Source organism: Streptomyces sp. NPDC088732 (assembly GCF_044751205.1).
In the GTDB taxonomy this organism is placed as follows: Bacteria; Actinomycetota; Actinomycetes; order Streptomycetales; family Streptomycetaceae; genus Actinacidiphila.
On record NZ_JBIVLI010000004.1, the window covers coordinates 279957 to 292083 of the forward strand.

The window sequence follows — 12127 nt, forward strand, 5'->3', positions numbered from 1 at the left end:
CGGCACCATGCACAGACGGCTGTTCATCGCGGGGGGCGGCGCCTGCGCCGCGGCGGCCCTCGCGTCGTGCTCCGCGTACGGGAGCGACCGCTCCGCCCGCGGCGCCGGCCCGTCCGCCGGCCGGGACACCACGTTGGACATGGCCTCCGCGGCCCGGGTGTTCGGGCCGCGGCTGGAGCCCCGCGCCGCCGGTTCGTTCGGGCTGTCCCGTGTCAGGCTGCCGGCCCAGGCGCACCCGGTGCTGGGCCGGCTGCTCCAGGTGCGGTACCCGGCGGGCTCGGCGAGTCCGACCGTCGCCCGGGACTTCGGCAGCCCCGAGGGCGGGGCGCAGCTGTACCTCGCGCTGCGCTCGGGGCCCGTCGACGCGCTCAGCCTGCGGTACTACGTGCGCTTCCCCGCGGACTTCGACTTCGTCAAGGGCGGCAAGCTGCCCGGCCTGTACGGCGGGTCCGTCACCAGCGGCAAGCACATCCCGGACGGCTCGGACGGCCTGTCCACGCGCTACATGTGGCGCCGGGGCGGCACCGCGGAGGTGTACGCGTACCTGCCGACCTCCGTCGAGCACGGCACCTCGCTCGGCAGCGGCGACTGGCGATGGCCGCTCGGCCGGTGGGCCTGCGTGGAGCAGGCCGTGCGCCTCAACACCCCGGGGCGCAAGGACGGTTCGGTCACCGTGTTCCTCGACGGCGCCCAGGTCCTGCTCAGCCGGGGGCTGGAGTTCCGGACGACCGGCCGGCTCGGCATCGGGGGAGTGTTCTTCTCGACCTTCTTCGGCGGCGGGGACCCGAGCTGGGCGACGCCGCGCACCCAGCACGCCGAGTTCGCCGCCTTCGCCGTGTCCGACCGCTCCATCGGGCCGCTGCCCGGAGTGTGACCGTCCCACCGACCTCGCAGCACCGCAGCACGCAGCACCGCAGTTCGCATCCCTCAAGGAGGCATCATGACCACCACGCACGACGCCGCCCCGACCGCCGTCACCGCATGGGGCGGCCCGCTGGTCCGCCAGGCCGTCGTCCTCGCGGGCGGGCAGGCCAGCAGGCTGCGCCCGTACACCGACCGGATCCCCAAGGCCCTGGTGGAGGTGGCCGGCCGGCCGATCTTCGAGCACCAGGCGCACTGGCTGGCCGCCGAGGGCATCGAGGACGTGATCATCTCCTGCGGCTACCGCGCCGACGCGCTCCAGGAGTACGTGGACACCCATCCGCTGCCGCTGCGCGTGCGCATCGTCGTCGAGGACGAACCGCTCGGCCGCGGCGGCGGCCTGAAGTACGCCGCCCGCGGCCTGCCGCACCCCGGAGAGCGCTGGGCCGGTCTCAACGGCGACATCCTCACCCGCTTCTCGCTGCGCGACCTGGCCCGCGCCCACGTCGAGCGGTCCGCGCTGGCCACGCTGGCGGTCACCGCGCTGAAGTCCCCGTACGGCATCGTCGAGCTGGCCGGCGGCGACCGGGTCAGCAGCTTCACCGAGGCGCCCGTGCTCCCGCACTGGATCAACGCCGGCGTCTATCTCTTCGAGCCGGAGGTCACCGCCCTCCTGCCCGACCTCGGCGACCACGAGGACACCACCTTCCCCGCGCTGTGCGAGCAGAACCGCCTGTCCGCGTACCGCATCAACGGCTACTGGCGCGGCGTCGACAACGCCAAGGACCTCAAGGAGGCCACCAAGGAGGTGGCCGCCTTCGGCTGGGTCCGCTCCCTCGAAGCGGTGTAGCCGGCGGGCGCGGACCGCGCGGGAAAAGCCGGTCAGCGCTCGTTCAGGTTGGCCGCGAGCAGGGTGAGCGCACGGTCGAGGAGGTCGGCCAGGTCGGCGCCGCCGCCGGTGTCGATCCAGTGGAAGATGGCCTCGCCCCAGGCGCCGATCAGCGCCCCGACGACGACCCGGATCTCGAAGTCGTCCTCGGGGCGCCCCAGGCGCTCGGCCGTGACGGAGGACAGCAGCAGGCTGGACTGCTGGATGTTCTCGCCCATGCGGGCGCGGATGGCCGGGACGGTGCGCGCCAGGCGCAACCGCTGCCGCATCTCGTCCAGTTCGGCCGGGTCGGCGAACATCTCCCGCATCGGTCCCAGCAGCGCGTGCCGGATCGACTCGACGATGGGCTCCGTCGCCGGGCGGTCGCGCAGCGCGGCCACCATGACGGGGTCGTACTCGTCGGTGAGGACGATGTCCTCCTTCGTCGGGAAGTACCGGAAGACCGTGCTGGCGGAGACCTCGGCCGCGTCCGCGATCTGCTCGACGGTGGTGCCGTCGTACCCCTGCGCCTCGAAGAGCCGGTAGGCCGCGCGGCGGATGGCCCGGCGGGTCTGGATCTTCTTGCGCTCGCGCAGGCTCGGGCGTGTCGGGCTGGTCGGTGCGGTCACGTGGTCATTGTCGGGCATCGACCACCGGCGCTGCCACGTCGGCGGGAGCCGCCGTCCGCGGCTTCCCGCCGGTGCCGGGCAGGAAGAGGGCGGTCAGGACGGCGGCCGCCACCGAGGCGGCGCCGCAGACGAGCAGGGCGAGGTCCATGCCGTGCACATAGGCGGCGTCCGCGGAGGCGGCCAGCGCCCGGTCGCCGAGGGCCGCGGCCACCGCGTGCGCGGCACCGACGGAGTCCGCGGCGGTGCCGGCGGCCGCGGCGGGCAGGCCGGTGGTGTCGAGCCGGTCGGTGTACGCGCCCGCGAGCAGGCTGCCCAGGATCGCCACGCCGATCGCGCCGCCGGTCTGCCGCAGGGTCATCAGCAGCCCGGAGCCGGCACCCGCGCGTTCCCTCGGCAGGGCGCCGAGCGCGGCGTCCATGGCCGGGATCATCGCGAAGCCGAAGGCGAACCCGGTGACCGACAGCCACAGCGCGGTGAACCCGTAGCCGTCGTGGACCTGCGTACGGCTGCCGAGCACGGCGGCCCCGGCGAGCACCAGCAGCCCGGCGGTCACCACCGGCCGTGCCCCGAACCGGGCCACCAGCGGCGCGCTGCCCCGGGCCGCCACCATCAGGCCGCCCATCATGGGCAGCAGCCGCAGGCCGGTGCCCAGGGCGTCGTTGCCGAGCACGGCCTGAAGGTACTGGGGCAGGACGAAGAGCAGCCCGGTGAGGATGAACGTGACCAGCGTCGCGGCGACCGCGTTCCACAGGAAGCCGCGCTGCCGCAGCAGTCCGAGGTCGAGCATCGGCCGCTCCTGGCGTCGTTCCCGCATCACGAGTCCGGTGAGCAGGGCGAGCGCGCCGAAGAGCGCGAGGAGCACCAGGGGGTCGGTCCAGCCGCGCCGCGGGGCCTCGATGATGCCGAGAACGAGCGTGCCGAGTCCGGTCATCGCCAGCACGGTGCTCGGCAGGTCGATCCGGGGGGTGGCGGGGTCGCGGGTCTCGGGGAGCAGCAGCAGGCAGGCGGTGATGCCGACGGCGACCAGCGGGATGTTGATCAGGAAGATCGAGCCCCACCAGAAGTGGTCGAGCAGGGCGCCGCCGATGATCGGCCCGAGCGGCAGGCCCAGCGCCATGGCGGCGGTGACCGCGCCGACGGCCTTCGAGCGCTCCTCGGGCCCGAACAGCGAGGGGAGCACGGACAGCGCGAGCGGCATCACCAGCGCGGCCCCCAGGCCCATCACCGTGCGGGCGGCGACCACTGTTCCGGGGCTGCCGGCGAGGACGCCGAGCACGGAGCCGGCGAGGAAGACCGCCAGGCCCGCGATGAGCATCCGGCGCCGCCCCCAGCGGTCGCCCAGCAGGCCCGCCGGGAGCATCGCGGCGGCGAACACCACGGTGTAGGCGTCCACGATCCACTGCTGGTCGCCGGTGTCGGCGCCGAGTTCGGCGGCCATGGTCGGCAGGGCGACGTTCAGGATCGTCATGTCGAAACCGAGGACGAGCATGCTCGCCACCAGGGCCCCGAGGGCCCACCAGCGGCGGGGGTCGTTCGTTGTCATGGCACAGCTCTTTCTGATAGCCGACGTCAAATGACAGTGACTCTCAAAAAAGAGTAGCTATCAATGCGGGCATGCGAAAGCCCCGCGGACCGCCGGTGCGGTGCGCGGGGCTCTCGGGGCCGCTGCGGGTGGCTACGCGTGGGTGTAGGCCACCAGCGAGATGCCGACGTAGTGGGCGATGAAGGCCGCGAGCGTGAACGAGTGGAAGACCTCGTGGAAGCCGAAGAAGCGCGGCGAGGGGTTGGGGCGCTTGGTGCCGTAGACGATCGCGCCGATGCTGTACAGCAGGCCGCCGACAATGATCAGCACCAGCACGGCGACCCCGCCGTGCCGCATGAAGTCGGGCAGGAAGAAGACGGCCGCCCAGCCGAGCGCGATGTAGCAGGGCGTGTAGAGCCAGCGCGGGGCGCCGACCCAGAAGACCCGGAAGGCGATGCCGGCCAGGGCTCCCGCCCACACCAGCCAGAGCAGTATCTCCTGCTTGCCGGTGGGCAGCAGGAGCAGCGTGAACGGCGTGTAGGTGCCCGCGATGATCAGGAAGATGTTCGCGTGGTCGAGCCGGCGCAGCACGGCCTCGCCGCGCGGGCCCCAGTTGCCGCGGTGGTAGAGCGCGCTCACGCCGAACAGCGCGCAGGCGGTCACGGTGAAGACCGCGCAGGCGATCCGCCCGCGGGTGCTCTCGGCGAAGGCGGTCAGGACGACGCCCGCGACGAGGACGGCGGGAAACATCCCGGCATGCAACCACCCCCTGAGCTTGGGCTTCAGCGGGGCGGTGGCGGAGGCGAGTTCATCAAGGGCGGGAGGCACAACGGGAGTCTCGTCCACGGAGCTCATGGGGTCAATGCTACCTACGCTGGCGTAGGTTACCGTGAGGTAATTTGCAATGTCGCCGGACGTTGGGAGTGGCGATGCTCACCCCACGCGCCCTGGACAGATCGTGTTTCCTGTCCTGATACTCATATGAGTGCGGTCGGCACCGGATGAGCAACCCACGAAGCAGCATCCGGGTCGCAGCCCCCAAGGGGTCCCAACAAAACACCCTCGAAAACTGACGCCAGGTGAGTGCACACCGGGCGGAACGGAGCGATCGTGGCGCGCGTCAATGCGGCTCCCACCCAACATCAGGACCTGATCGCCTGGGTCGGCGAGATCGCCGAACTGACCCAGCCCGACGAGATCGTGTGGTGCGACGGCTCGGAGGAGGAGTACCAGCGCCTGGCCGACGGGCTCGTGAAGCAGGGCACCTTCAAGAAGCTCGACCCGATCAAGCGCCCCAACTCGTACTACGCCGCCTCCGACCCGACCGACGTCGCTCGTGTCGAGGACCGCACCTTCATCTGCTCGGAGAAGGAGCAGGACGCCGGTCCGACCAACCACTGGATGGCTCCCGCCGAGATGCGGGAGATCTTCACCGGTGAGGGCGGTACCGGGGGACTGTTCCGCGGCGCCATGCGCGGCCGGACCATGTACGTGGTCCCGTTCTGCATGGGCCCGCTGGGCTCCGAGCTGTCCGCGCTCGGTGTGGAGATCACCGACTCCGCGTACGTCGCCACCGCGATGCGCACCATGACGCGCATGGGTCAGGACGTGCTGGACGAACTCGGCGAGGACGGCTTCTTCGTGAAGGCCGTGCACACCGTGGGCGCCCCGCTGGAGCCCGGTCAGGACGACGTTCCGTGGCCGTGCAACTCCACCAAGTACATCTCGCACTTCCCCGAGAGCCGCGAGATCTGGTCCTACGGCTCCGGCTACGGCGGCAACGCGCTGCTCGGCAAGAAGTGCTACGCGCTGCGCATAGCCTCGGTCATGGCGCGTGACGAGGGCTGGCTGGCCGAGCACATGCTCGTCCTGAAGCTCACCCCGCCGCGCGGCGGAGTCGAGGCCGTCAAGTACGTCGCCGCCGCCTTCCCCAGCGCCTGCGGCAAGACCAACCTCGCGATGCTGGAGCCCACGATCCCCGGCTGGACCGTGGAGACCATCGGCGACGACATCGCCTGGATGCGCTTCGGCGAGGACGGCCGCCTCTACGCGATCAACCCCGAGGCCGGCTTCTTCGGCGTCGCGCCGGGCACCGGCGAGCACACCAACGCCAACGCCATGAAGACCCTGTGGGGCAACTCGGTCTTCACCAACGTCGCCCTCACCGACGACAACGACGTCTGGTGGGAGGGCATGACGGAGGAGCTCCCGGCCCACCTCACGGACTGGAAGGGCAACTCCTGGACGCCGGAGTCCGGGACACCCGCCGCCCACCCCAACGCCCGCTTCACCGTTCCCGCCGCGCAGTGCCCGACGATCGCGCCGGAGTGGGAGGACCCGAAGGGCGTGCCGATCTCGGCCATCCTCTTCGGCGGCCGCCGCGCCTCCGCGGTGCCGCTGGTCACGGAGTCCTTCGACTGGCAGCACGGTGTCTTCCTCGGCGCCAACGTCGCCTCCGAGAAGACCGCCGCCGCCGAGGGCAAGGTCGGCGAACTGCGCCGCGACCCGTTCGCCATGCTGCCGTTCTGCGGCTACAACATGGGCGACTACTTCGGCCACTGGGTCGGGCTCGGCAAGACGCACGACGCGGACAAGCTGCCGAAGATCTACTACGTGAACTGGTTCCGCAAGGACGCGGACGGCCGGTTCGTGTGGCCGGGCTTCGGCGAGAACAGCCGCGTGCTCAAGTGGATCGTCGAGCGTCTCAACGGCCGGGCCGAGGGCGTCGAGACCCCGATCGGCGTGCTGCCGGCCGAGGGCTCCCTCGACGTCACGGGGCTCGACATCGAGCAGAAGGACCTCGACCTGCTGCTGTCGGTCGACCTCGACACCTGGCGCGAGGAGGCCTCGCTCATCCCGTCCCACCTGGAGACCTTCGGCGACCACACGCCCAAGGAGCTGTGGGACGAGTACCGCGCCCTGGTGAAGCGCCTGGGCTGACGCCCACCGGAATCCGGGGCGCCCGGCCCTCCTCGCGTGTGCGGCGCGGGCGGGCGGTCCCGGCGGTAGGCACGGCCCGGCGGCGGGGGGTCCCTGACCCTGACCACCCTCGCCCGGCGGGTCCGGCCGACCCTCACAGCCCGGGGCCCGGGCATGACGCGTGCGACGTCGTGCCCGGGCCCCGGGTCGTTCAGACGGTGCCGGCGTGGGCGGCGAGACGGCGCTCGGCGAGCGCCGCGGCCTCCGTGTCCTGCCGTGACTCGGCGACGACCAGTGCCCGGCCGGCGAGCGCGTGCGCCCGCCGGTGGAGGGCGGCCCTGCGGTCGGGATCCCCGGCCCGCGGACCGGCGGGGAGCCGGAGCGGCCGCCGTCCGTGGTACAGCCGCGTCACCACGTCCGCGAGCTGTTCCGCCGCACGGTCGAGCTCGGGGCACGGTACCGGCCCCCGCAGCTCGTCGGTGACGGTCAGCAGGGCGGCGAGGTGTCCGGCGAGCTGGAGGTCCAGCTCCTCGTCACGGCTGCGTCGCGGAAGGCGCGGTGCCGCCGCCGTATGGACCGATTTGGTGCGGATCGGTTCGTACATGGGTGCACTCCTCCTGCATTCAGGAGTACATCCTACCTTGGACAGAGTCTAAGGAGGGAGTGAATCGAGCCATCCGGCCTACGGCTGGCCGTAACCGTCCAGGAACCGCCCGATCCGGCCGACCGCGTCCGTCAGATCCTCCTTCGACGGCAGCGTGACCAGCCGGAAGTGGTCCGGCTCCGGCCAGTTGAAGCCGGTGCCCTGCACCACCAGGATCCGCTCCGCGCGCAGCAGGTCCAGCACCATCTGCTGGTCGTCCTTGACCTTGTAGACCTTGGGGTCCAGCCGCGGGAACGCGTACAGCGCGCCCTTCGGCCGCACACAGGTGACGCCGGGGATCTGCGTCAGCAGCTCGTACGCCACGTCCCGCTGCTCGGCCAGTCGCCCGCCCGGCAGCACCAGGTCCTTGATCGACTGGCGGCCGCCCAGCGCCGTGGCCACCGCGTGCTGCGCCGGCACATTGGCGCACAGCCGCATGTTGGCCAGGATGGTCAGGCCCTCCAGATAGCTGGTCGCGTGCTCCTTGGGGCCGCACACCGCGAGCCAGCCGCTGCGGTAGCCCGCCACCCGGTACGCCTTCGACAACCCGTTGAAGGTGAGCGTCAGCAGATCGGGGGCGATGGCCGCGGTCGGGGTGTGGGTCACCCCGTCGTAGAGGATCTTGTCGTAGATCTCGTCGGAGCAGACGATCAGGTTGTGCCGGCGGGCGATGTCGGTCAGCTGCCGCAGCAGCTCGTCGTCGTACACCGCGCCCGTCGGGTTGTTCGGGTTGATGATCACCAGCGCCTTGGTGCGGTCGGTGATCTTCCGCTCGATGTCGGCCAGGTCGGGGAACCAGTCCGCCTGCTCGTCGCACCGGTAGTGCACCGGCGTGCCGCCGGACAGCGACACCGCCGCCGTCCACAGCGGGTAGTCCGGAGCCGGGATCAGCACCTCGTCGCCGTCGTCCAGCAGCGCCTGCATCGCCATCTGGATCAGCTCGGACACCCCGTTGCCGAGGTAGATGTCCTCGACGTCCAGGTCGATGCCCTTGGTCTGGTAGTGCTGCATCACCGCGCGCCGCGCCGGGAGGATGCCCTTGGAGTCGCCGTAGCCGTGCGCGCCGCCGAGGCTGCGCAGCATGTCCTCCAGGATCTCCGGCGGGCACTCGAACCCGAAGGCCGCCGGATTGCCGGTGTTCAGCTTCAGGATGCGGTGACCTGCCGCTTCCAGCCGCATGGCCTCCTCCAGCACCGGGCCGCGGATGTCGTAGCAGACATTGGAGAGCTTCGTGGACTGGATCACCTGCATGTCCGTGAGCTTACGGCCAGCCCACCCCCCTCGCCCCGTGTTCTTGGCCACCTGTGCGCCGAATGGTGACGTACCGCTACTCTCGCCGCATGTTCTCGTTACTCAACGACGAACCTGTCACCAGTGCCGACGACGACCTCCTCGGCGCGGGGCGCCCCGCGCGGCAATTGGCCCGGCTGCTCCTCGACTCGCGTGGCTCCACCCCGTTCACCCTCGCCGTCGACGCCGGCTGGGGGACGGGCAAGAGCAGCCTGATGCGCCTGGTCGACGCCGAGCTGCGAGGCACCGCCGACGTCCACACCGTCTGGTACAACGCCTGGACCTCCCGCGGCGCGGACGCCCTGGAAGGCCTGATCAAGTCCGTCCTGATGCAGTTCGACCGCCGGCTGCTTCGCCGCGCCCTGCACCGCGCGACCGAGCACCGTGCCCTGCTGCGGGTCCTGCGCGCCGCGACCGCGCTGCTCGCCGGACCGCTCGGTGCGGCGGGCCTGGTCGACGAACTGTGGCGCAGCCTCTCCGCCGATGCGCAGGCCCGCAACGAGATGCGGGACGCCCTGCGGGCCCTGGCGACCCAATGGGCCGGCAGCGGCGAGTACGCCCCGCGGCGGCTGCTCGTCGTCTTCATCGACGACCTCGACCGCTGCACCGAGGAGACCGTGCTCGCCGTCTGCGAGGCCGTCAAGGTCTATCTCGACGTCCCGGGGGTGGCCTTCGTCATCGGCTGTGACCGCTCCGCGCTGTCCCCGGGCGGTCTTCTCGGCGGCCTCTCCCCGGCGGGTTCGGCCTTCATGGAGAAGGTCTTCCAGACCAACTACCGTGTCCCGCCCCCGGAGGACATCGAGGGGTACGTGCGCGGATGCGCCGAACGGGCCGGCATCGGAGCCCTCCTCGAGGACACCCACGTCGGCCTGCTCGCCGAACGCACCGGGGGCAATCCGCGCCGGGTCAAGAAGCTGCTCAACGGCCTCGTCCTGGAGGCCGGGCTCAACCCCGTCTGGCAGGACTTCGGTCCCGAGGTCATGCTCCGCACGCTCCTGCTCCAATACCTGTACGGCGACTTCCACAGCGTGCTGATCGGCGGCCGCGGCAGCGATGCGATCAGAGAGTTCCTGGACTACCGGGCAGTGCGGCGCCTGCTGCGCTCGCCCGCGGCGCCCACCGGCCAGGGTGACGCACTGGTGCGCCGCCTTCTCACCGAGCACGAGGTGCCGCTCGCTGCCGACCCCGGACCGCAGGAGCGCGCCCAGGCCCTGGCCGAACTGGAGCGGCAGCTTCCGCCGGCCTTTCCCGCGCTGGTCGCGGACCGTGCGTTCACCTCCCTCGTCGACGACCTCGTCCGCATGCCCGAAGCCGCCGAACTGATCCACCGCCTGCGACGCTCCCCCCAGGCCGCCGTGGTCACGACCGTCGACCTGGACGGCCCCGAAGCTGGGCCCGGCCCCGAACCCTCCCCGGCCCCGGACGACGGCCCGTACTCCGGACGGCGCGTGCTGTGGATCGACGACAACCCCGGGACCGTCGCCACCGAGGTACGGGCTCTGCGGCACAACGGCGCCCACGTCGAGGTCGTCGAGGACCGCACGGGTGCCGAGGAGCGGTTGCCGCTCGCCGCCGCGGACCTGCTGATCTCCGACATCGAGCGGCACGGCGATCCCCGGGCGGGCTTCACCGACCTCGAGCACCTGCGCGGCACAGGCCTCCACACCGGCCCCGCGGTGTTCTACGCGGGATGGGTCTCCCCGGAACGCGAGGAGCGGGCCCACCGGGCCGGCGCCCTCGGGGTCGTCTGCGAACCCGCCGTGCTGCGCGAGCTCATCGACCAGGTCCTGCGGCACCCCGGGCCCGCACCGAACGGCCCGCCAGCACGTCGGTGCGACGGCCGTCCTCGATGACGAACCGGCCGTCGATCAGCACGTACGGAATGCCCGTGGGCAGCGCCCGCGGCCGCTCGAACGTCGCGCCCGCCGCCACCGTCGCCGGGTCGAACAGCACCAGGTCGGCGCGGTACCCCTCGCGGACCAGCCCGCGGTCGGGCAGCCGCAGCCGGGCGGCGGGCCGGCCGGTCAGATGCGCGACGCACTCCTCCAGCGGGAGCACGCCGAGCTCGCGCACGTAGTGGCCCAGGTAGTGCGGGAAGGTGCCGTACGCCCGGGGGTGCGGCTTGTCCCCGACGAGCAGGCCGTCGCTGCCGCCGGTGTGCACGCGGTGCCGCATGATCGCCCGGACGTTCTCCTCATGCCCCACGTGCTGGAGGATCGTCGTGCCCAGGCGGTCCTCCAGCAGCAGGCGGCGCGCGGTCGCGAAGTCCGGGACCCGGCGGCCCACATGGCCCGCGAGGGCGGGCTCCCGCACCCCGGAGACCTCGATCGACGACCAGTCCATCGGCACGCCGTGGCAGCCGTCCGAGCCCTCCACCTCCATCACGTGCCGGATGCGCTCCGCCTGCGCGTCGTCCCGGAGCCGGGCGAGAGTCGCCTCGGGGCCGCCCTCCGTGGCCCAACTCGGCAGGGTCGCCGCGAGCGTCGTGGAGCCCGGCAGGTACGGATAGCTGTCCAAGGTGATGTCCCCGCCCGCCGCCAGTGCCTCGTCCAGCAGCGCCAGCAACTGCGGGGCACGGCCCTCGTTCACCCCGAAGTTCATCGTCGCGTGCGCCAGATGCAGCGCGCAGCCGGCCTCCCGGGTCAGCGCGATCATCTCCGCGTACGCCTCCAGCGCCCCCGCGCCGTAACTGCGGTGGTGCGGGCAGTAGTAGCCGCCGTGCGCGGCCACGACCCGGCACAGCTCGGTCAGTTCCGTGTCCGAGGCGTACATCCCCGGGGTGTACGTCAGCCCCGACGACATCCCCACCGCCCCCTGCGCCATGCCCTCCGCGACCAGCCCCCTCATCCGGTCCAGCTCCGCCGGGGTCGCCGGGCGGTCCTCCCACCCCACGGCCAGCATCCGCACGGTGCCCTGCGGGACCAGGTACGCGGCGTTCACCGCGACCCCCCGGTCCAGGCGGTCCAGGTACTCGCCGACACTGCGCCAGTCGTACTCCAGACCCTCGGGATCGCCGTTCCACCCCGCGAGTTGGCTGCGCAGCTCGGCCAGGGTGCGGTCGTCCACGGGCGCGTACGACAGGCCGTCCTGGCCCAGCACCTCCAAGGTCACGCCCTGCGCCGCCTTCGCCTCGTGCGCGGGGTCGGTGAGCAGGGCGAGGTCGCTGTGGGCGTGCATGTCGATGAATCCTGGCGCGAGCGCCAGGCCGGTCGCGTCCAGTTCGCGGCGTGCGCCGCGTATGTGGGGCTGGATCGCGGTGATGCGGCCTTGGCGGATGCCGACGTCGGCTCTGTACGGTGCACCTGCGGTGCCGTCCACGATGTACGCGTTCCTGATCGCCAGATCCATGTGCGGCGCTCCTCCTCGTCCGTAAGGTTTTTTCCCCGCCCTCCCTC

The 12127-nt window shown here is 71.9% G+C and carries 10 protein-coding genes; 4 read left to right on the forward strand and 6 right to left on the reverse strand.

Going from position 1 to position 12127, the window contains the following annotated elements; all coding sequences use genetic code 11:
- Window positions 1-7: 7 nt before the first annotated feature.
- Together ACIP9H_RS09175 and ACIP9H_RS09180 are read left to right on the forward strand one after the other, a co-directional pair.
- Window positions 8-874 carry a polysaccharide lyase gene (locus ACIP9H_RS09175; RefSeq protein WP_401580845.1) on the forward strand — a complete coding sequence of 289 codons (867 nt, stop codon included), beginning with the start codon at window positions 8-10 and terminating at the stop codon, window positions 872-874.
- A gap of 66 nt (window positions 875-940) precedes the next feature.
- Window positions 941-1711, forward strand: coding sequence for an NDP-sugar synthase (locus ACIP9H_RS09180; RefSeq protein ID WP_401580844.1), 771 nt, complete (start codon window positions 941-943; stop codon window positions 1709-1711).
- A 32-nt stretch (window positions 1712-1743) separates the two neighbouring features.
- Here ACIP9H_RS09180 and ACIP9H_RS09185 read toward each other — a convergent pair whose 3' ends face one another.
- From ACIP9H_RS09185 to ACIP9H_RS09195, 3 genes are all read right to left on the reverse strand, one after another.
- Window positions 1744-2376 carry a TetR family transcriptional regulator gene (locus ACIP9H_RS09185; protein WP_401580842.1) on the reverse strand — a complete coding sequence of 211 codons (633 nt, stop codon included), beginning with the start codon at window positions 2374-2376 and terminating at the stop codon, window positions 1744-1746.
- Window positions 2363-3901, reverse strand: a complete 1539-nt coding sequence (locus ACIP9H_RS09190) for an MFS transporter (RefSeq protein ID WP_401580840.1) — start codon at window positions 3899-3901, stop codon at window positions 2363-2365. Before ACIP9H_RS09190 ends, ACIP9H_RS09185 begins: the two co-directional genes overlap by 14 nt.
- Before the next feature lie 132 nt (window positions 3902-4033).
- On the reverse strand, window positions 4034-4735 hold the full coding sequence (locus tag ACIP9H_RS09195; RefSeq protein WP_401580838.1) for a hemolysin III family protein: 702 nt from the start codon (window positions 4733-4735) through the stop codon (window positions 4034-4036).
- A gap of 255 nt (window positions 4736-4990) precedes the next feature.
- On the opposite strand from ACIP9H_RS09195, the gene ACIP9H_RS09200 reads away from it, so the two are divergent.
- Entirely contained in the window at window positions 4991-6820 is a 1830-nt protein-coding gene (locus tag ACIP9H_RS09200) for a phosphoenolpyruvate carboxykinase (GTP) (protein WP_401580836.1), read from the forward strand.
- Between the two features lie 190 nt (window positions 6821-7010).
- Here ACIP9H_RS09200 and ACIP9H_RS09205 read toward each other — a convergent pair whose 3' ends face one another.
- Both ACIP9H_RS09205 and ACIP9H_RS09210 read right to left on the reverse strand, forming a co-directional pair.
- Window positions 7011-7403, reverse strand: coding sequence for a hypothetical protein (locus tag ACIP9H_RS09205; RefSeq protein WP_401580834.1), 393 nt, complete (start codon window positions 7401-7403; stop codon window positions 7011-7013).
- Window positions 7404-7481: 78 nt separating this feature from the next.
- Window positions 7482-8693 (reverse strand): pyridoxal phosphate-dependent aminotransferase, encoded by a 1212-nt coding sequence (locus ACIP9H_RS09210; RefSeq protein WP_360901780.1) that lies wholly within the window; start codon window positions 8691-8693, stop codon window positions 7482-7484.
- Window positions 8694-8782: 89 nt separating this feature from the next.
- Between ACIP9H_RS09210 and ACIP9H_RS09215 the strand changes: the two genes are divergently transcribed.
- Window positions 8783-10585 (forward strand): P-loop NTPase fold protein, encoded by a 1803-nt coding sequence (locus ACIP9H_RS09215; protein WP_401580832.1) that lies wholly within the window; start codon window positions 8783-8785, stop codon window positions 10583-10585.
- On the opposite strand, the gene ACIP9H_RS09220 is transcribed toward ACIP9H_RS09215, so the two are convergent.
- Window positions 10506-12080: an amidohydrolase family protein gene (locus ACIP9H_RS09220; protein ID WP_401580831.1), complete on the reverse strand. Its 1575-nt coding sequence runs from the start codon at window positions 12078-12080 to the stop codon at window positions 10506-10508. The two genes, ACIP9H_RS09215 and ACIP9H_RS09220, sit on opposite strands and share 80 nt — an antisense overlap.
- Window positions 12081-12127: the final 47 nt, after the last annotated feature.